This is a genomic window from Enterobacter sp. 200527-13, assembly GCF_027924865.1.
In the GTDB taxonomy this organism is placed as follows: Bacteria; Pseudomonadota; Gammaproteobacteria; order Enterobacterales; family Enterobacteriaceae; genus Enterobacter; species Enterobacter ludwigii.
This window is the reverse complement of record NZ_BSCM01000002.1, coordinates 568095-586894: the sequence shown is the minus strand read 5'-3', so window position 1 is coordinate 586894 and position 18800 is coordinate 568095. Positions and strand designations below refer to the sequence as shown.

The window sequence follows — 18800 nt, the reverse complement described above, 5'->3', positions numbered from 1 at the left end:
ATGGCGGGGAGCAGAACATGCCTCCCGCCGTCCTGTCAGGGTAATTCTGGCGGCTGCCACTCTTCTACTTCAATCAACACCAGTAATGCGGCATCTCCGCCGTACTCTTTGGGGGCCTGATGAAACGCCATCACGTGGGGATGCTGAGCCAGCCACAGCGGTGTTTGTTGCTTCAGGATATGTTTGCCGTGGCCGTGCATCACGCAGGCGCAGAAAACATGTTCGCGACGACAGGCGGCAATTAACGCACCCAGCTCCTGCTTCGCCTGCATCTGCGTCAAACCGTGCAGATCAAGAAACAGTTCGGGCGAGTAATCCCCCCGGCGTAATTTTTTCAGCTCAAAGTGGCTGACATCTTCCCGTACGTACTTCACCGCGCCCTGCGTATTGAGCAGCGGCTGAAATTCATCTGAAAAATAGTGGCTATTATCCGCCTGCTCCTGGAGCAATCGCTTGACCGGGACTTCCGTGATTTTTTTGCGCATCGGACGGTGGACAATGATGTCCTGCTTGATTTGACGCGTCCCGGTCATCAGCTGACGGAAGAGCGCCTGATCCTCCTCGCTAAGGGATGTTTTCTTTTTCATGGGTCATTCTCATCTCGTATTTCCGACAGTGTACCCGACTAAACGCATTTTTTAACCTCAAGCGCGACGCGTCATTGCTGATTTATCGCCGTCTTCATGGCAAACTAGCCGCCGAAAATTATGCGAGCATGCCCTGGAGGAAAGAGTGGATAAAATTTTTGTCGATGAAGCAGTAAACGAGCTGCATACCATACAGGACATGTTGCGCTGGTCGGTTAGCCGCTTCAGCGCCGCCAATATCTGGTACGGGCACGGTACCGATAACCCGTGGGATGAGGCCGTTCAACTGGTGCTGCCGTCCCTCTACCTGCCGCTCGATATTCCGGAAGACATGCGTACCGCACGCCTGACCTCCAGCGAAAAGCACCGTATCGTGGAGCGTGTTATCCGCCGCGTTAACGAGCGCATTCCGGTTGCCTATCTGACCAACAAAGCCTGGTTCTGTGGTCACGAGTTCTATGTTGATGAACGCGTTCTGGTGCCGCGCTCGCCGATTGGCGAACTGATCAACAACCACTTTGAAGGCCTGATTAACCATCAGCCAGAGCATATTCTTGATATGTGTACCGGCAGCGGTTGTATCGCGATTGCCTGTGCGTACGCCTTCCCGGAAGCGGAGGTGGATGCCGTGGATATCTCCACCGATGCGCTGGCTGTGACCGAGCACAATATTGAAGAGCACGGTCTGATCCATCACGTTACGCCAATCCGCTCCGATCTGTTCCGCGATCTGCCAACGCTGCAGTACGATCTGATCGTCACCAACCCGCCGTATGTAGATGCGGAAGACATGTCCGATCTGCCAAACGAATATCGCCACGAGCCGGAGCTGGGTCTGGCGTCAGGCTCTGATGGCCTGAAGCTTACCCGTCGCATTCTGGCCTGCGCGCCGGATTATCTGACCGACGACGGTGTTCTGATTTGTGAAGTGGGCAACAGCATGGTACATCTGATAGAGCAGTACCCGGATGTGCCGTTCACCTGGCTCGAGTTCGATAACGGCGGTGACGGCGTCTTTATGCTGACCAAAGCGCAGCTGCTTGACGCGCGCGAATACTTCAGCATTTACAAAGATTAATCCAGCGGGCTTCGGCCCGTTTCACAACGCTCAAACACAAATAACGACATCGGAGCCGTGATGGCAGGAAACAGTATTGGACAATTATTCCGGGTGACCACCTTTGGTGAATCGCACGGGCTGGCACTGGGCTGTATCGTTGACGGCGTACCGCCAGGCATCGAACTGACCGAAGCCGATTTACAGCACGACCTCGACCGTCGTCGTCCGGGGACTTCTCGCTACACCACGCAGCGTCGCGAGCCGGACCAGGTCAAAATTCTTTCCGGCGTTTTCGAAGGCCGCACCACCGGCACCAGCATCGGGCTGCTGATTGAAAATACCGATCAGCGCTCGCAGGATTACGGCGCCATCAAAGATGTGTTCCGTCCTGGACATGCCGATTACACCTACGAACAAAAGTATGGCTTCCGTGATTATCGCGGCGGCGGACGTTCGTCTGCCCGTGAAACCGCGATGCGCGTTGCGGCAGGGGCTATCGCCAAAAAATACCTGCAGCAGAAATTTGGCATTGTGATCCGCGGCTGTCTGACCCAGATGGGCGATATTCCACTGGCTATCAAAGACTGGGATCTGGTCGAGCAAAATCCGTTCTTCTGTGCAGATGCAGATAAGCTGGAAGCGCTGGACGAACTGATGCGTGGCCTGAAAAAAGAGGGCGACTCCATTGGTGCCAAAGTCACCGTCGTGGCTGATGGCGTACCGCCAGGCTGGGGTGAACCGGTATTTGACCGTCTGGATGCGGACATCGCTCACGCACTGATGAGCATCAACGCGGTGAAGGGCGTAGAAATTGGCGACGGTTTTGACGTCGTTGCGCTGCGGGGCAGCCAGAACCGCGACGAAATCACCAAAGACGGTTTCCAGAGCAACCACGCGGGCGGCATCCTCGGCGGTATCAGCAGCGGTCAGCAGATTATTGCCAATATTGCGCTGAAACCGACTTCCAGCATTACCGTGCCAGGCCACACGATTAACCGCTCTGGCGAAGAAGTTGAGATGATCACTAAAGGACGTCACGATCCCTGTGTGGGGATCCGTGCGGTGCCGATCGCAGAAGCGATGCTGGCGATCGTACTGATGGATCACTTCCTGCGCCAGCGCGCGCAGAATGCGGATGTGACGACCACCATTCCACGCTGGTAAACATGAAAAAAACCGTCATTGCTCTGCTGGCACTGCTTGCCAGTGGAGCCAGTCTGGCCGCGACGCCATGGCAGAAAATCACCCATCCTGTGGCGGGCAGCGCGCAGTCTATTGGCGCGTTCTCGAACGGCTGTATCGTTGGGGCACAGGAACTTCCGCTGCAGTCCGATACCTATCAGGTGATGCGTACCGACCAGCGTCGTTATTTTGGCCACCCGGATCTGGTGCTGTTTATCCAGCGTCTGGGAAACCAGGTGCATAACCTGGGGCTGGGCACGATGCTGATTGGCGATATGGGGATGCCTGCCGGCGGTCGGTTCAACGGCGGACACGCCAGTCACCAGACCGGTCTCGATGTCGATATCTTCCTGCAACTGCCGAAAGCGCGCTGGAGTTCAGCCCAGTTGCTGAAACCGCAGGCGCTGGATCTGGTGGCGCGCGACGGTAAAAACGTCGTGCCATCGTTGTGGACGCAGGACGTCTTCAGCATGATTAAGCTGGCGGCGAAAGATAACGATGTCACGCGGATTTTCGTGAACCCGGCCATCAAGCAGCAGCTCTGCCTGGATGCCGGCACCGATCGCGACTGGCTGCGTAAAGTGCGCCCGTGGTTCCAGCATCGTGCACATATGCACGTTCGTCTGCGCTGCCCGGCAAACAGCCTGGAATGTGAAGATCAGCCGTTACCCCCGCCAGGCGATGGCTGTGGTGCGGAACTGCAGAGCTGGTTTGAGCCGGCAAAACCTGGAACCTCTAAGCCTGAGAAGAAGACACCGCCTCCGTTGCCGCCTTCCTGCCAGGCGCTACTGGATGAGCATGTACTTTAATGGATAATTTCGTCGAACTGTTTATGGTGTCGCCGCTTCTGTTGGTGGTGCTTTTCTTTGTGGCGATGCTGGCCGGGTTTATTGATGCTCTGGCGGGCGGCGGTGGTTTGTTAACCGTACCGGCGCTGCTGGCCGCGGGCATGAGCCCGGCACAGGCGCTCGCCACTAACAAGCTTCAGGCGTGCGGCGGCTCGCTCTCCGCGTCGCTCTATTTTATTCGCCGTAAGGTCGTCAGTCTGGCTGACCAGAAGCTCAATATCCTGATGACCTTTATTGGTTCGACCTCGGGTGCACTGCTGGTTCAGCATGTACAGTCCGATATTCTGCGCCAGATCCTCCCCATTCTGGTTATCTGCATCGGTCTCTACTTTTTGTTGATGCCAAAGCTCGGGGAAGAAGACCGGCAGCGACGTCTGCATGGCCTGCCGTTCGCTCTTATCGCGGGTGGCTGCGTCGGGTTTTACGATGGCTTCTTTGGCCCCGGAGCAGGCTCGTTCTATGCCCTTGCGTTCGTGACGCTGGCCGGCTTTAATCTCGCTAAATCCACCGCCCACGCCAAAGTGCTCAATGCGACGTCAAACGTCGGCGGCCTGCTGCTGTTTATCATTGGTGGCAAAGTTATCTGGGCAACCGGATTTGTGATGATGGCAGGGCAGTTTTTAGGCGCACGCGCGGGCTCGCGTCTGGTATTAAGCAAAGGACAGAAGCTCATTCGCCCGATGATTGTTGTCGTCTCAGCGGTCATGAGTGCCAAACTGCTTTATGACAGCCATGGACAAGAGATCCTCACCTGGCTGGGAATGAATTAATGTACACAACCCATAAATACGAACAGCTGATTGAGATTTTTGATGGCTGTTTTGCTGATGATTTTAATACCCGTCTGATTAAAGGCGACGACGAACCGATCTATCTTCCTGCTGATGCGGACGTGCCGTATAACCGTATCGTGTTCGCGCACGGCTTTTACGCCAGCGGGTTACACGAGATTTCGCACTGGTGTATAGCGGGGAAAGCGCGTCGTGAGCAGGTGGACTTCGGCTACTGGTATTGTCCGGACGGCCGTGACGCCGCCACGCAGAGCCAGTTTGAAGATGTGGAGGTGAAACCGCAGGCGCTGGAATGGTTATTCTGTGTGGCGGCAGGTTTCCCGTTCAACGTCAGTTGTGACAACCTCGAAGGAGAGGTCGAGCCAGACCGTATTGTCTTCCAGCGCCGCGTTCATGCGCAGGTGATGGAGTACCTTGAGAAAGGCATCCCGGAACGTCCGGCACGTCTGATCGAGGCCTTACAGAATTATTACCACACGCCGGAGATCACGGCGGAATGCTTCCCTTGGCCGGAAGATCTTTAACAGAGGAAAGAAGATGATCGCAGAATTTGAATCACGCATTCTGGCGTTAATTGATGACATGGTGGAACACGCCAGTGATGATGAGCTGTTCGCCAGCGGTTATCTGCGTGGTCACCTGACGCTGGCTGTCGCTGAGCTGGAAGCAGGGGACGATCACTCTGCCGAGGCCATTCATGACGAAGTGAGCCGCAGCCTGGAGAAAGCGATCCAGGCAGGGGAACTCTCTCCGCGTGACCAGTCATTAGTGCTGGGTATGTGGGACACCCTGTTCCAGCAGGCAAAAGCCAGGTAGTCATTTTTCCTCCCTCTCCCGGTGGGAGAGGGAGGACATCGGCCCGCACGTTACTTCACCCTTTTTCCTTTCAGTAACTTCCGTACCCACAAACGGTTGGGATTGAGCCCCGCAAGCGTAACGCTGTCCAGCGGAACGGGCTCATCACTCATCTGTGCCGCCAGCACTTCGGCCAGCAACGGCGCTGAGCACAATCCCCGTGAACCGAGCCCCCCGAGCATAAACAGCTGCGGATAAACTGGCGCACTCACCGCGGTATCACGGTTTTCAGCAAGATCCTGATAGGCCTCAAGCGTTGCTTCATAGTCAGGCACATTTCCCGCCATCGGCAGATGGTCCCGGGTGGCACAGCGTACGCCACAGCGCGCGTCACCGGCGCTGATATCAACCTCTTTTGCCCAGTCGGCCTGCGGGAAGCAGTTGAGCAGGCGCTGGCGATTTTGCTGCTGATCGTCTTCGCTGTAGCGCATGTCGGTCTCACCGCGATGGTAGCTGGCACCAATGCAGTGGTGGCCGTTGGATGGATTTTGTGGCGTCAGATAGCCGTCGTAGCAGAGTACCTGCTGCAGTCTTTCCAGCGCTGGCGAGGTGGGGATATGGCTGACCTGGCCGCCGACAGGGTAAAGCGGCAGCTTTTCCGTCTGGTTGAACTGGCTGATAGGGTGACCGTTGGCCAGCACTACGCAGGTATGCTGCGCCTCTTCGCCGGTGGTGAAATGCAGGTTCCAGTGCTCCGTGTGGTGAAGTGAGGCGACCTGGCGGGAATAGTGCACCGTCAACCCGCGCGACTGCGCCAGCGCAATGGCTGCCGTCGTCAGATCTGCCGGACACAGCCAGCCACCGAGCGGATAGTGGATACCGTCGCAGCCCGTATCGACGCCCGCGGTTTCGGTTATCTGCTGCGCATTCACCGCCCGGGCAATTTCGAGCGGCAGACCCAGCGACAACATGTGCGCGATTTTTTGCTGGCTCTTCTCATCCCAGCCCAGTTGCGTAACACCACACCAGTCGTGGTCAAACGCCACAGGCAGAGCATCATACAGGCGACGTGCAAAGGTAAAGGCTGCCGGGAAAAACTGGCTCAGCGCCGGATCGTGAGCGCTTAACAGTGGGTAGAGTGCCCCCTGGCGGTTGCCGGAAGCGCCTTTTGCCGGCGCGTCGTCGGCGCAGTAGAGCGTTACCTGCCAGCCACGGTGTAAAAGCGCGAGCGAAAGCAGGGCGCTGGCAATCCCGCCGCCGACAATTGCTACCTCTCGTGAAGTGCTGGCGCTGCGTGAAAACCAGGGCGTCTGAGCGGGGATCTCCAGCGTCTGATCCATTCTTCCGACCAGCATGTCGCGCTTGCGACCAAAACCTTTGGTCTTTTGCATGGTAAAGCCGGCCTCCTGCAATCCGCGGCGGACAAAGCCTGCCGAGGTGAAGGTCGCGAGCGTTGCGCCGGGACGCGCCAGGCGTGCCATTGCGTTAAACAGATGCTGGCTCCACATGTCCGGATTCTTGGCGGGGGCAAAACCATCAAGGAACCATGCGTCCACTTTCTGATTCATTGAATCATCAAGCTTATCGGTCAGTTCATTGATGTCGCCGAGCCACAGATCCAGCGTGACGCGCCCGCCGTCCAGCAGCAGACGATGACAGCCGCCGAGGTGCGGCGGCCACTGCGCCTGAAGCTGCTCCGCCCATGGCGCAAGTTCCGGCCAGTGCTGATGGGCGAGACGAAGGTCATGCGCGGTGAGCGGAAATTTTTCAAAACTGATGAAATGTAATCTTTGCAGTGTAGCGTCAGGGTGAGCAGCGTGAAACTGATCGAACATCTGCCAGAGGGTGAGAAAATTCAGACCGGTACCAAACCCGCTCTCAGCGACCACGAACAGACTGCGCGGATGCGTGGGGAAACGGGCGTTTAACTGGTTTCCGTCGAGGAAAACATAGCGGGTTTCTTCCAGTCCGTTATCATTAGAAAAGTAGACGTCATCAAAATCTCGGGAAACAGGTGTACCCTCAGCGTTGAATTCGAGGTTGGCGGGTTGTATAGCGTTTTGTTTCACGTAAGTTACTCGTCTGACAGGCAGTGACACGATCTTAACGATGTGCGTCCATCGGTGCAAATTTCCGCAGAAAATGTCTGATCGGACTTGTTCGGCGTACAAGTGTACGCTATTGTGCGACTCGAAACTTAATATAGTGCGACTTACAGAGGTATTGAATGAAACGTGCAGTGATTACTGGCCTGGGCATCGTTTCCAGCATCGGTAATAACCAGCAGGAAGTCCTGGCATCTCTGCGTGAAGGACGCTCCGGGATCACTTTCTCTGAAGAGTTTAAAGATTCAGGTATGCGTAGCCACGTATGGGGTAACGTCAAACTGGACACCACCGGTTTGATTGACCGTAAAGTGGTTCGTTTCATGAACGATGCCTCTATTTATGCTTATCTCTCCATGCAGGAAGCGATTGCGGATGCGGGTCTGAGCGCGGAAGTTTACCAGAACAACCCACGCGTAGGTCTGATCGCCGGTTCCGGTGGCTCATCTAAAGCGCAGGTCTTTGGTGCCGACGCAATGCGTAGCCCACGTGGTCTGAAAGCGGTAGGTCCTTATGTTGTGACTAAAGCTATGGGTTCAGCGGTTTCCGCTTGCCTGGCGACCCCGTTCAAAATCCACGGCGTTAACTACTCCATCAGCTCTGCCTGTGCGACCTCCGCACACTGCATCGGTAATGCGGTTGAGCAGATCCAGCTGGGTAAACAGGACATCGTGTTTGCAGGCGGCGGCGAAGAACTGGGCTGGGAAATGGCCTGTGAATTCGACGCAATGGGGGCACTGTCCACCAAATATAACGAAACTCCGGATAAAGCATCCCGTACCTATGATGCGCACCGTGACGGTTTCGTTATCGCAGGCGGCGGCGGTATGGTTGTGGTTGAAGAGCTGGAGCACGCGCTGGCGCGTGGTGCGCACATCTACGCTGAGATCGTGGGCTACGGTGCAACGTCTGACGGCGCTGACATGGTGGCTCCATCCGGTGAAGGCGCAGTGCGCTGCATGAAGATGGCGATGCACGGCGTTGACACACCAATCGACTACCTGAACTCCCACGGTACCTCTACTCCGGTAGGCGACGTGAAAGAGCTGGGTGCGATCCGTGAAGTGTTCGGCGACAACAGCCCGGCTATCTCCGCGACCAAAGCCATGACCGGTCACTCTCTGGGGGCTGCTGGCGTTCAGGAAGCGATCTACTCTCTGCTGATGCTGGAAAATGGCTTTATCGCCCCAAGCATCAACATTGACGAGATGGACGAGCAGGCCGCAGGTCTAAACATCGTGACCCAGCCAAAAGAAGCGACACTGACTACCGTCATGTCCAACAGCTTCGGTTTCGGCGGTACTAACGCCACGCTGGTGATGCGTAAGTACAACGCATAAGTTCTGACTGATTCAAAAGGGGAGCCTGACGGCTCCCTTTTTTTATGCATTGACAAGCGGCTGATCTCGCAGGCAAACTTCCTACCTCAACATTATCCTCACGATAATGCGTAAGCGTTCAACGTCAACCAACGCACCTAAATCCTGGTTATCAGGAAGAGGGGGCGTGGTTTTTCCCCGCCTTACTCTTCATTTCGGAGTAAAGCATGACTGCAGTCACTCAAACAGAAACAACCTCTTCAGCGAACGTCTCGCTGTTTCGCATCGCGTTTGCGGTGTTCCTGACCTATATGACCGTCGGCCTGCCGCTGCCGGTGATCCCGCTGTTTGTTCATCAGGAGCTGGGCTATGGCAACACCATGGTCGGCGTCGCCGTGGGTATTCAGTTCCTGGCTACGGTATTAACCCGCGGTTATGCCGGACGTCTGGCGGATCAGCACGGCGCAAAACGCTCGGCGTTACAGGGCATGTTTGCCTGTGGTCTGGCGGGAGGTGCATGGCTGCTGGCCGCTCTTCTGCCGGTTGACGCTGCGTATAAATTTTCGCTGCTGATCGTGGGGCGTTTAATCCTGGGCTTTGGTGAAAGCCAGCTCCTGACCGGTACGCTGACATGGGGTATGGGACTGGTGGGGCCTGCGCGCTCCGGCAAAGTCATGTCCTGGAATGGCATGGCCATTTATGGCGCGCTTGCCGCAGGCGCCCCGCTCGGGTTGCTTATCCACAGCCACTTTGGCTTTGCCGCGCTGGCAGCGACCACCCTGATGCTGCCGCTGCTGGCATGGGCATTCAACGGTCCGGTACGTAAAGTCCCTGCCCATAAAGGGGAGCGCCCGTCTTTGTGGAGCGTGGTGGGCCAAATCTGGCAGCCGGGCCTTGGCCTGGCCCTGCAGGGCGTCGGTTTTGCGGTAATCGGTACGTTCGTCTCGCTCTACTTTATGAGCCGCGGCTGGGCGATGGCAGGTTTTACGCTGACCGCCTTTGGTGGCGCATTTGTCTTAATGCGCGTGCTGTTCGGCTGGATGCCGGATCGTTTTGGCGGCGTGAAGGTTGCAGTGGCATCACTGGTGATTGAAACCCTGGGTTTGCTATTATTGTGGAGTGCACCCGTTGCGTCCGTAGCGTTGTTAGGCGCGGCGTTGACCGGCTGCGGATGCTCGCTTATTTTCCCGGCGCTGGGTGTGGAGGTGGTAAAACGTGTCGCCCCGCAGGTGCGTGGCACGGCGCTTGGCGGCTATGCGGCGTTTCAGGATATCTCATACGGGGTAACCGGGCCGCTGACAGGTCTGTTAGCGACATCGTTCGGGTATCCGTCTGTTTTCCTGGCGGGCGCGGTTGCAGCGGTTATGGGCATTGTGGTGACGCTGGTGGCGTTTCGGCAGTCTTAGCTGGTTAAGTGCCGGGGCGGCATGCCTTCCCCGGTGTGCTGTCGGCCCGGCAGGCGTAGCGCCACCGGGCGAAACCGTTATGCGACCAGCCAGAAAATCGCCAGTGCAATCATTAACGCAATAAACATCAATCCTGGACGGGCAGAGAGGGTTCTGAACGTTTCCACCACTGGCGCAAACAGCGGATTGTAGATTGGCTGTATGTTTCGTGCCTCCGGCACGCCCCCTTCGCGTTCGGCGCGGCGAACAAAAATCTGATTGAGCACATCCTGCACCTGCGCGGTGGTCAGTACCGTTTGCGGTGTGGCCTGCCAGGTTTGCTGGGCGTAATCACGAATGGCGTCAAATTCGTTCGGCTCCAGCGGCTGCTTAAGTGCCGCCTGAACCGTGTGCAGGGTTGGAGCGGTCTGGGTGCTGAGCGTCTGACGCGCCTGTAGCCAGGTTACCAGATGCGTAAACTGTTTCGCCGGGATCAGCTCGCCCGCTTTTACGCCTGAGAGTTCCAGCATTGATTGCCAGATAAGCTTCGTCGGTTCGCCGGTGGCGGCGGCCAGCTTGGTCACCATCTGCTTGAGCGTGTTGTGCTCGGCAGGCAGTAGCGGACGCTCGGTCGCAGGGCGTTGCTGAGGCTGTGGAATTGACAGCTGATTGGTTTGCAGCAGCGTCAGTACGGTTTTGAGCTGTTCCGGGGTCAGCTGGCTCAGGGCGGTCTGACCAAACTGCTGGCGAATAAAGTCACTCACCGCCTGGCGGTTATTTCCCTGGCCCAACAGCTCGGTCAGCTGCGAGACAATCTGGCGTGTGCTGTGATTCTGCTGTGCAGTATCAATCCGCTGGTTCAGGTTTTGCTCGGCAGCAGGGAAATGGCGCGACTGCAAAGGTGCGTCGTTCCTGACACCTAAATCGTGCTTTACCCCAGCCCAGACTTCCGCGTTTTGCTGCGACGTCAGCGCGATCAGACGCGTGATCAGTCGCTCCAGCACGGTGCGCTGTTGTGTGGATAGCGGTTGTTCGCCTGCAACGTTTGGCGTAACAGGGCCTTCACCCGGAGGGCGCGGCGGCGTACCTGAAATGGGCTGCATCGTCAAAAAATCCTTAAAGTCAAAACTCAGCGTAAACCTGGCAGACGTATATGCCTGGCGGCCAGATTATGGCACACTTGATGGGTTTTCTTCCTCTCAAACAGGTACTCAGACGTGAAAATCCTCGTTGATGAAAATATGCCTTATGCCCGCGAGCTCTTTAGCCGCCTCGGCAACGTTAAGGCTGTCCCGGGTCGGCCGATCCCGGTAAACGAGCTGGATGATGCAGACGCGCTGATGGTGCGCTCGGTAACCAAAGTAAATGAGGCGTTGCTCTCCGGCAAAGCAGTGAAATTTGTCGGGACCGCAACGGCAGGGACGGATCATGTGGATGATAAATGGCTTAAGCAGGCGGGGATCGGTTTTTCAGCCGCGCCGGGCTGCAACGCCATTGCGGTCGTGGAATATGTCTTCTCCTCCCTGCTGATGCTGGCAGAGCGCGACGGTTTTGCGTTGCAGGACCGTACCGTCGGGATTGTTGGTGTGGGCAACGTGGGCGGGCGCCTGCATAAACGTCTTGAGGCGTTAGGCATTCGCACTCTGCTGTGCGATCCGCCGCGTAAAGACAACGGTGATGAAGGCGACTTCCGTTCGCTGGATGAACTGGTTGCACAGTGCGATGTGATCACTTTCCATACGCCGCTGTTTAAAGAGGGGCCTTATAAGTCGCTGCACCTTGCTGACGAAGCCCTGATCCGTCGTCTGAAGCCTGGCACTATTCTGATAAATGCCTGCCGGGGCCCGGTGGTCGATAATCTTGCGCTGCTGAAATGTCTGGACGAGGGGCAAGCGCTTAGCGTGGTGCTGGACGTCTGGGAGCCGGAGCCTGAGCTTAACGTTGCGCTGCTTAACAAGGTGGACGTCGCAACGGCGCATATTGCCGGTTATACCCTTGAAGGAAAAGCCCGCGGCACGACGCAGGTCTTTGAGGCCTATAGCGCCTTTATCGGCCATCCACAGCAGGTGGCGCTGGATACTTTACTGCCTGCGCCTGAATTTGGCCGCATTACCCTGCACGGACCACTCGATCAGGCAACGCTGAAACGACTGGTCCATTTGGTGTATGATGTGCGCCGCGATGACGCGCTGCTGCGTAAAGTGGCGGGTATTCCGGGTGAGTTTGATAAGCTGCGCAAGAACTATGTTGAGCGCCGCGAGTGGTCTTCCCTGTATGTGATTTGCGACGACGCAACGGCTGCGACGCAGCTGCATAAACTGGGTTTTAATGCCGTTCATCACCCGGCACATTAATGTCTTCTTAATGCTCCCTGTTGGATACTCCGACAGGGACGCTTTTTTATTTCTGGAGTAAACCACCATGTCTGAAGGCTGGAACATTGCCATTTTAGGTGCCACGGGTGCCGTGGGTGAAGCCCTGCTCGAAACCCTTGCTGAGCGTCAGTTCCCGGTGGGTGATATCTATGCGCTGGCGCGTACAGATAGCGCGGGTGAACATCTGCGTTTTGGCGGTAAATCTGTCATGGTTCAGGATGCGGCGGGGTTCGACTGGACTCAGGCGCAGCTGGCGTTTTTTGCAGCCGGTGCTGAGGCTACGGCGTCTTACATTGAAGAGGCCACCAACTCGGGTTGTCTGGTGATTGATTTAAGCGGCCTGTTCGCGCTTGAGCCGGATGTGCCGCTGGTGGTGCCGGATGTGAACCCGTTTGTGCTGGCAGACTACCGTAACCGCAACGTTATCGCCGTACCGAACAGCCTGACCAGTCAGCTGCTTACCGCGCTGAAACCGCTGATCGACGAAGGCGGCCTGTCGCGTATCTTCGTTACCAGCCTGCTGTCTGCGTCAGCCAACGGCAAGCAAGCGGTTAACGCACTGGCCGGGCAGAGCGCGAAATTGCTGAGCGGCGTTCCGATTGATGAAGACGACTATTTTGGTCGCCAGCTGGCGTTTAACATGCTGCCACTGCTGCCGGATCGCGAAGGCAGCGTGCGCGAAGAGCGCCGTATTGTCGATGAAGTCCGCAAAATCCTGCAGGATGATGGCCTGATGATCTCTGCCAGCTGCGTGCAGTCTCCGGTCTTCTACGGCCACGCGCAGATGGTTGGTTTTGAAGCGCTGCGCCCGCTCGCCGCCGAAGAAGCGCGTGACGCGTTTGGTCGTGGTGAGGATATCGCCCTCTCCGAAGAGAGTGAGTTCCCGACGCAGGTTGGTGATGCGACCGGTAGTGCACATCTGTCTGTTGGCTGCGTGCGTAACGATTACGGAATGCCTGAGCAGATCCAGTTCTGGTCAGTTGCCGATAACGTTCGCTTTGGCGGCGCGCTGATGGCGGTGAAAATTGCGGAGAAACTCGTGCAGGAGTACCTGTACTGATGTCAGAAGTGGATCACAAGCCCGTTCATAAAATTGCCCTCGGTATTGAGTACGATGGCAGTAAGTATTATGGCTGGCAGCGTCAAAATGAGGTGCGCAGCGTCCAGGAAAAACTGGAAAAAGCGCTCTCTCAGGTGGCGAATGAACCGATAAGCGTTTTCTGTGCCGGGCGTACGGATGCCGGCGTTCACGGCACGGGGCAGGTGGTTCATTTTGAAACCACCGCTGTGCGAAAGGACGCTGCATGGACGCTGGGGGTGAATGCGAATTTACCTGGAGACATTGCGGTTCGTTGGGTTAAAGATGTTCCCGATGATTTTCATGCGCGTTTCAGCGCCACCGCGCGCCGTTACCGCTACGTCATCTACAATCAGCGTCTGCGTCCGGCGGTGTTAAGCCAGGGCGTGACGCATTTTTATGAACCGCTTGATGCTGAACGTATGCATCGTGCGGCGCAGTGTCTGATTGGTGAAAATGACTTTACCTCGTTCCGTGCGGTGCAGTGCCAGTCCCGTACGCCGTGGCGTAATGTCATGCACATAAACGTCAGCCGTTATGGCGCGTATGTGGTGGTGGATATCAAAGCCAATGCCTTTGTACATCATATGGTGCGGAATATTGTGGGCAGCCTGATGGAAGTGGGCGCCGGACACCAGCCGGAGAGCTGGATTGCAGAACTGCTGGCAGCGAAGGACAGAACGCTTGCGGCAGCCACGGCGAAAGCGGAAGGGCTGTATCTGGTCTCGGTAGACTATCCGGATCGGTTTGACCTGCCGAAACCGCCAATGGGCCCGCTGTTTTTAGCGGACTAATCAAAGGTGCAATTAAGGCTTAGACAAAATGGACGTAATACGTTTTTTGATTGATTTCATCCTGCATATTGATGTTCACCTGGCGGAGCTGGTCGCGCAGTACGGCGTCTGGGTTTACGCTATTCTGTTCCTCATTCTGTTCTGTGAAACCGGTCTGGTTGTCACCCCGTTCCTGCCGGGGGATTCACTGCTGTTCGTGGCCGGCGCGTTATCCGCGTTACCGACTAACGATTTGAATGTGCATCTGATGGTTGTGTTGATGGTTATCGCCGCGATTATTGGTGATGCGGTGAACTACACGATTGGACGGGTGTTTGGTGAGCGGCTTTTCAGCAATCCGGACTCGAAAATTTTCCGTCGCAGCTATCTCGACAAAACCCATGCATTCTATGAACGTCATGGCGGCAAAACCATTATCCTTGCCCGTTTTGTGCCTATTGTGCGTACATTTGCACCGTTTGTGGCAGGAATGGGGCATATGTCCTATCGTCACTTTGCGGCATATAACGTTGTTGGCGCGCTGCTGTGGGTGTTGCTGTTTACCTATGCCGGCTACCTGTTTGGCGATCTCCCGGTGGTCCAGGAAAACCTTAAGTTACTGATTGTAGCGATTATTGTGCTTTCGGTACTGCCTGGGGTTATTGAGATTATTCGTCACCGACGTGCGGCAGCAAAGCAAGCGAAGTAAATGCATACTGGCGGTTCGACCACTTTTTTATCCAAAGTTTCGGGCTGTTATGTTTTAATGTGCAACATTCATGGTCTGTTGGAGGCAAAAATGGCATTATTCGCCTCTTATAGCAAAACTGGCATACGACCAGGTTCAGGCAGAAAGGTTATCAATGAGCTGGATTGAACGAATTAAAAGCAACATAACCCCGACTCGTAAAGCGAGCATTCCTGAAGGGGTATGGACGAAGTGTGATAGCTGCGGCCAGGTTCTGTACCGCGCAGAGCTGGAACGCAATCTTGAGGTGTGTCCGAAATGTGACCACCATATGCGTATGACGGCGCGTAATCGCCTGCATAGCCTGCTGGACGAAGGTTCTCTGGTAGAACTGGGTAGCGAGCTTGAGCCAAAAGACGTGCTGAAGTTCCGTGATTCCAAAAAATACAAAGACCGTCTGGCCTCTGCACAGAAAGAGACCGGCGAGAAAGACGCGCTGATCGTCATGAAAGGCACCCTGCACACGATGCCGGTGGTGGCTGCCGCGTTTGAGTTCTCCTTTATGGGGGGCTCAATGGGCTCTGTCGTGGGTGCGCGCTTTGTGCGTGCCGTTGAGCAGGCGCTGGAAGACAACTGCCCGCTGATCTGCTTCTCCGCCTCCGGTGGTGCACGTATGCAGGAAGCGCTGATGTCGCTGATGCAGATGGCGAAAACCTCTGCTGCGCTGGCGAAAATGCAGGAGCGCGGTTTGCCGTACATCTCCGTGCTGACCGACCCGACGATGGGTGGCGTTTCCGCAAGCTTTGCCATGCTGGGCGATCTGAACATCGCTGAGCCGAAAGCGCTGATCGGTTTTGCGGGTCCACGCGTCATCGAACAGACCGTACGTGAAAAACTGCCGCCGGGCTTCCAGCGCAGTGAGTTCCTCATCGAGAAAGGCGCTATCGACATGATCGTCCGCCGTCCGGAGATGCGCCTGAAACTGGCAAGCATCCTGGCGAAGCTGATGAATCTGCCAGCGCCGAACCCGGATGAGCCGCGCGAAGGCGTGGTGGTACCGGATCAGGAACCCGAGGCCTGATAACTGAAAAGGGCAGGGCCGGATGGCGCTGCCCTTTTGCTTTCTCAACTGTTAATGACCGGGCATCATGGAAAATAAAAGCATTCCCCAAGCCACGTCGCCCCTGGCCGCGTGGCTTTCTTATCTGGAAAACCTGCACAGTAAAACCATCGATATGGGGCTTGAGCGCGTAAGCCAGGTTGCCGCGCGTCTCGACGTACTGAAACCAGCGCCGTTTGTGTTCACCGTTGCCGGAACGAACGGTAAAGGCACGACGTGCCGCACGCTGGAATTTGTCCTGATGGCAGCAGGCTATAAGGTTGGCGTTTACAGCTCTCCACACCTCGTGCGGTATACCGAGCGGGTGCGTGTGCAAAACCGCGAGCTGCCGGAATCAGCGCATACTGCCTCTTTCGCGGAAATTGAAGCCGCGCGCGGTGAAATTTCATTAACCTATTTTGAATACGGTACCCTGTCGGCACTGTGGTTGTTTAAGCAGGCGCAGCTGGACGTGGTGATTCTGGAAGTCGGCCTCGGCGGGCGTCTTGATGCCACCAACATGGTGGATGCGGATGTGGCCGTCGTGACCAGCATTGCGCTGGATCATACCGACTGGCTGGGGCCGGATCGCGAAAGCATTGGTCGCGAGAAAGCCGGGATTTTCCGGGCGAATAAACCTGGCGTGGTCGGCGAGCCGGATATGCCGCACACCATTGCAGAGGTGGCGAATGAGACGGGTGCGCGTCTGCTGCGCCGTGGCGTAGACTGGCAGTATGAGGTTCAGGCAGACGGCTGGCGCTTTAGCGATGCGCAGGGCGCACTGGACAACCTGCCATTGCCGCAGGTGCCGCAGCCTAACGCGGCAACCGCGCTGGCGGCACTGCGCGCAAGCGGTCTGGCGGTGAGCGAGCAGGCGATTCGCGAGGGCATTGAGCGGGCGATCCTGCCCGGGCGTTTCCAGATTGTCAGCGAGTCACCGCGCCTGATCCTCGATGTGGCGCATAACCCGCATGCCGCGGCGTATCTCGCGGGACGTCTCAAATCGTTACCAAAAACCGGGCGCGTGCTGGCGGTTATCGGTATGCTTCATGATAAAGATATTGGCGGTACGCTGGCCTGCATGGAGAGTGTGGTCGATAGCTGGTATTGTGCTCCTCTGGAGGGGCCACGCGGGGCGACCGCTGAGCAGTTGATGGAACATCTCGGCAAAGGCGCAATCTATAATAGCGTGGCTCAGGCCTGGCATGCCGCGATGGCGGATGCTAAACCAGAAGATACCGTGCTGGTGTGTGGTTCGTTCCACACGGTGGCACATGTCATGGAAGTGATGGACGCGGGGAGAACCGGTGGCGAGTAAGTTTCAGAACCGTTTAGCAGGAACAATAGTGCTGGTGGCGCTGGGAGTCATTATTCTCCCGGGCCTGCTCGACGGGCAGAAAAAGCACTATCAGGATGAGTTTGCAGCCATTCCACTGGTACCGAAACCGGGCGATCGCGACGAGCCGGATATGCTGCCTGCGGCGACACAGGCCCTTCCTGCTCAGCCGCCGGAAGGCGCAGCGGAAGAGGTTCGCGCGGGTGATGCGGCTGCGCCGTCTCTTGATCCGTCTCGTCTGGCGGCGAGCAACACCAACGATATCGATCCTGTAACGGTTCCGGTCGTGCAGCCTAAACCGGCTGAGAAACCGAAGCCGGTCGAAAAAACGCAGCCGAAACCGCAGCGTGATAAAACGAGCGAACAGCTTGCCGCAGCGACAGAGACACCGCCTCCGGCGAAACCGGCTCAGCAGGAAGCCGCACCGACGGGCAAAGCCTACGTCGTGCAGCTGGGTGCGCTGAAAAATGCCGATAAGGTCAATGAGGTGGTGGGTAAACTGCGCAGTGCGGGATATCGTGTTTACACTTCACCTTCCACGCCGGTACAGGGTAAAATTACCCGTATTCTCGTGGGGCCAGAAGCGTCCAAAGATAAGCTTAAAGGATCGCTGGGTGAGCTGAAGCAGATCTCCGGCCTGAGCGGTGTGGTGATGAGCTACAGCGCGAACTAACCCCTCCCTCACCCTTATCCTTTCTATGAGGAGAGGGTGGGGGGGAAGAGTGACGGCAGACGTCCACAGAGACGTAAAAAGCCACGGCGTTGAACATTTTTTCAGCGCCTTTTTTATTTACGCGCGGGAAGGAAATCCCTACGCAAACGTTTTCTTTTTCTGTTAGAATTCGCCCCGAACTGGATGACAGGGCGTTAAATCGTGGGACACATATGGTCTGGATTGATTACGCCATCATTGCGGTGATTGGTTTTTCCTGTCTGGTTAGCCTGATCCGTGGCTTTGTTCGTGAAGCGTTATCGCTGGTAACCTGGGGTTGTGCTTTCTTTGTTGCCAGTCATTACTACACTTACCTGTCTGTCTGGTTCACGGGCTTTGAAGATGAACTGGTCCGAAATGGAATCGCTATCGCGGTGCTGTTTATCGCGACGCTGATTGTCGGCGCTATCGTAAATTACGTGATAGGTCAGCTGGTCGAGAAAACCGGTCTGTCAGGAACAGACAGGGTACTCGGGATCTGTTTCGGCGCACTACGAGGCGTGCTGATTGTGGCCGCGATCCTGTTCTTCCTGGATACCTTTACCGGGTTCTCCAAAAGTGAAGACTGGCAAAAATCGCAGCTCATTCCAGAGTTCAGTTTCATCATCAGATGGTTCTTTGACTATCTGCAAAGCTCGTCGAGTTTCTTGCCCAGAGCCTAATGCGC

At 56.4% G+C, this 18800-nt stretch carries 19 protein-coding genes; 16 read left to right on the top strand and 3 right to left on the bottom strand.

Features of this window, described 5'->3' with window-relative positions; all coding sequences use genetic code 11:
• Positions 1-35 precede the first annotated feature (35 nt).
• Positions 36-587, bottom strand: a complete 552-nt coding sequence (smrB, locus tag QMG44_RS11970; RefSeq protein ID WP_014171047.1) for an endonuclease SmrB — start codon at positions 585-587, stop codon at positions 36-38.
• A gap of 145 nt (positions 588-732) precedes the next feature.
• On the opposite strand from smrB, the gene prmB reads away from it, so the two are divergent.
• From prmB to QMG44_RS11940, 6 genes are read left to right on the top strand one after another with little or no spacing between them, the layout of a single operon-like run.
• The gene (prmB, locus tag QMG44_RS11965) at positions 733-1665 is read left to right on the top strand and encodes a 50S ribosomal protein L3 N(5)-glutamine methyltransferase (protein ID WP_014171046.1); all 933 of its coding nucleotides are present in this window, start codon (positions 733-735) and stop codon (positions 1663-1665) included.
• Positions 1666-1725: 60 nt separating this feature from the next.
• Positions 1726-2811 carry a chorismate synthase gene (aroC, locus tag QMG44_RS11960; protein ID WP_025203566.1) on the top strand — a complete coding sequence of 362 codons (1086 nt, stop codon included), beginning with the start codon at positions 1726-1728 and terminating at the stop codon, positions 2809-2811.
• Between the two features lie 2 nt (positions 2812-2813).
• Positions 2814-3638, top strand: coding sequence for a penicillin-insensitive murein endopeptidase (mepA, locus tag QMG44_RS11955; protein WP_014171044.1), 825 nt, complete (start codon positions 2814-2816; stop codon positions 3636-3638).
• Positions 3638-4447: a sulfite exporter TauE/SafE family protein gene (locus tag QMG44_RS11950; RefSeq protein WP_014171043.1), complete on the top strand. Its 810-nt coding sequence runs from the start codon at positions 3638-3640 to the stop codon at positions 4445-4447. Before mepA ends, QMG44_RS11950 begins: the two co-directional genes overlap by 1 nt.
• Positions 4447-4992: an elongation factor P hydroxylase gene (locus tag QMG44_RS11945; RefSeq protein WP_086532261.1), complete on the top strand. Its 546-nt coding sequence runs from the start codon at positions 4447-4449 to the stop codon at positions 4990-4992. The genes QMG44_RS11950 and QMG44_RS11945 overlap by 1 nt, the downstream gene beginning before the upstream one ends.
• Before the next feature lie 13 nt (positions 4993-5005).
• Positions 5006-5284 (top strand): YfcL family protein, encoded by a 279-nt coding sequence (locus tag QMG44_RS11940; protein ID WP_020883115.1) that lies wholly within the window; start codon positions 5006-5008, stop codon positions 5282-5284.
• 50 nt (positions 5285-5334) lie between these two features.
• Here QMG44_RS11940 and mnmC read toward each other — a convergent pair whose 3' ends face one another.
• Positions 5335-7332, bottom strand: a complete 1998-nt coding sequence (gene mnmC, locus QMG44_RS11935; RefSeq protein ID WP_214579558.1) for a bifunctional tRNA (5-methylaminomethyl-2-thiouridine)(34)-methyltransferase MnmD/FAD-dependent 5-carboxymethylaminomethyl-2-thiouridine(34) oxidoreductase MnmC — start codon at positions 7330-7332, stop codon at positions 5335-5337.
• A gap of 158 nt (positions 7333-7490) precedes the next feature.
• Here mnmC and fabB point away from each other — a divergent pair, with 158 nt between their 5' ends.
• Both fabB and QMG44_RS11925 read left to right on the top strand, forming a co-directional pair.
• Entirely contained in the window at positions 7491-8708 is a 1218-nt protein-coding gene (gene fabB / locus QMG44_RS11930) for a beta-ketoacyl-ACP synthase I (protein WP_014171039.1), read from the top strand.
• Positions 8709-8914: 206 nt separating this feature from the next.
• On the top strand, positions 8915-10093 hold the full coding sequence (locus QMG44_RS11925; protein ID WP_086532263.1) for an MFS transporter: 1179 nt from the start codon (positions 8915-8917) through the stop codon (positions 10091-10093).
• A 77-nt stretch (positions 10094-10170) separates the two neighbouring features.
• Here the strand turns inward: QMG44_RS11925 and flk are convergent, their stop codons facing one another.
• Complete coding sequence (gene flk, locus QMG44_RS11920) at positions 10171-11175, bottom strand: flagella biosynthesis regulator Flk (RefSeq protein WP_025203569.1); 1005 nt, start codon at positions 11173-11175, stop codon at positions 10171-10173.
• Between the two features lie 114 nt (positions 11176-11289).
• Between flk and pdxB the strand changes: the two genes are divergently transcribed.
• The 8 genes from pdxB (at position 11290) to cvpA (ending at position 18795) form a co-directional block, all read left to right on the top strand.
• Positions 11290-12426, top strand: a complete 1137-nt coding sequence (pdxB, locus tag QMG44_RS11915; protein WP_025203570.1) for a 4-phosphoerythronate dehydrogenase PdxB — start codon at positions 11290-11292, stop codon at positions 12424-12426.
• 67 nt (positions 12427-12493) lie between these two features.
• Complete coding sequence (locus tag QMG44_RS11910; RefSeq protein WP_014171035.1) at positions 12494-13507, top strand: aspartate-semialdehyde dehydrogenase; 1014 nt, start codon at positions 12494-12496, stop codon at positions 13505-13507.
• Entirely contained in the window at positions 13507-14319 is an 813-nt protein-coding gene (gene truA, locus QMG44_RS11905; protein ID WP_025203571.1) for a tRNA pseudouridine(38-40) synthase TruA, read from the top strand. The genes QMG44_RS11910 and truA overlap by 1 nt, the downstream gene beginning before the upstream one ends.
• Positions 14320-14347: 28 nt before the next feature.
• Positions 14348-15007, top strand: a complete 660-nt coding sequence (locus tag QMG44_RS11900; RefSeq protein ID WP_020883122.1) for a DedA family protein — start codon at positions 14348-14350, stop codon at positions 15005-15007.
• Between the two features lie 154 nt (positions 15008-15161).
• A complete protein-coding gene (accD, locus tag QMG44_RS11895) occupies positions 15162-16067 on the top strand; it encodes an acetyl-CoA carboxylase, carboxyltransferase subunit beta (protein ID WP_020883123.1) in 906 nt (301 codons plus the stop codon).
• Between the two features lie 67 nt (positions 16068-16134).
• Positions 16135-17403, top strand: a complete 1269-nt coding sequence (gene folC / locus QMG44_RS11890) for a bifunctional tetrahydrofolate synthase/dihydrofolate synthase (protein WP_086532264.1) — start codon at positions 16135-16137, stop codon at positions 17401-17403.
• The gene (gene dedD / locus QMG44_RS11885; protein WP_086532265.1) at positions 17393-18094 is read left to right on the top strand and encodes a cell division protein DedD; all 702 of its coding nucleotides are present in this window, start codon (positions 17393-17395) and stop codon (positions 18092-18094) included. The genes folC and dedD overlap by 11 nt, the downstream gene beginning before the upstream one ends.
• Before the next feature lie 212 nt (positions 18095-18306).
• Positions 18307-18795, top strand: coding sequence for a colicin V production protein (cvpA, locus tag QMG44_RS11880; RefSeq protein ID WP_000262116.1), 489 nt, complete (start codon positions 18307-18309; stop codon positions 18793-18795).
• Positions 18796-18800: the final 5 nt, after the last annotated feature.

Bases quoted from the DNA above. Each gene is read 5' to 3' on its own strand.
- smrB (WP_014171047.1), bottom strand. From the start codon at position 587: ATGAAAAAGAAAACATCCCTTAGCGAGGAGGATCAGGCGCTCTTCCGT.
- aroC (WP_025203566.1), top strand. From the start codon at position 1,726: ATGGCAGGAAACAGTATTGGACAATTATTCCGGGTGACCACCTTTGGT.
- mepA (WP_014171044.1), top strand. From the start codon at position 2,814: ATGAAAAAAACCGTCATTGCTCTGCTGGCACTGCTTGCCAGTGGAGCC.
- QMG44_RS11950 (WP_014171043.1), top strand. From the start codon at position 3,638: ATGGATAATTTCGTCGAACTGTTTATGGTGTCGCCGCTTCTGTTGGTG.
- QMG44_RS11945 (WP_086532261.1), top strand. From the start codon at position 4,447: ATGTACACAACCCATAAATACGAACAGCTGATTGAGATTTTTGATGGC.
- QMG44_RS11940 (WP_020883115.1), top strand. From the start codon at position 5,006: ATGATCGCAGAATTTGAATCACGCATTCTGGCGTTAATTGATGACATG.
- fabB (WP_014171039.1), top strand. From the start codon at position 7,491: ATGAAACGTGCAGTGATTACTGGCCTGGGCATCGTTTCCAGCATCGGT.
- QMG44_RS11925 (WP_086532263.1), top strand. From the start codon at position 8,915: ATGACTGCAGTCACTCAAACAGAAACAACCTCTTCAGCGAACGTCTCG.
- flk (WP_025203569.1), bottom strand. From the start codon at position 11,175: ATGCAGCCCATTTCAGGTACGCCGCCGCGCCCTCCGGGTGAAGGCCCT.
- QMG44_RS11910 (WP_014171035.1), top strand. From the start codon at position 12,494: ATGTCTGAAGGCTGGAACATTGCCATTTTAGGTGCCACGGGTGCCGTG.
- truA (WP_025203571.1), top strand. From the start codon at position 13,507: ATGTCAGAAGTGGATCACAAGCCCGTTCATAAAATTGCCCTCGGTATT.
- QMG44_RS11900 (WP_020883122.1), top strand. From the start codon at position 14,348: ATGGACGTAATACGTTTTTTGATTGATTTCATCCTGCATATTGATGTT.
- accD (WP_020883123.1), top strand. From the start codon at position 15,162: ATGAGCTGGATTGAACGAATTAAAAGCAACATAACCCCGACTCGTAAA.
- folC (WP_086532264.1), top strand. From the start codon at position 16,135: ATGGAAAATAAAAGCATTCCCCAAGCCACGTCGCCCCTGGCCGCGTGG.
- cvpA (WP_000262116.1), top strand. From the start codon at position 18,307: ATGGTCTGGATTGATTACGCCATCATTGCGGTGATTGGTTTTTCCTGT.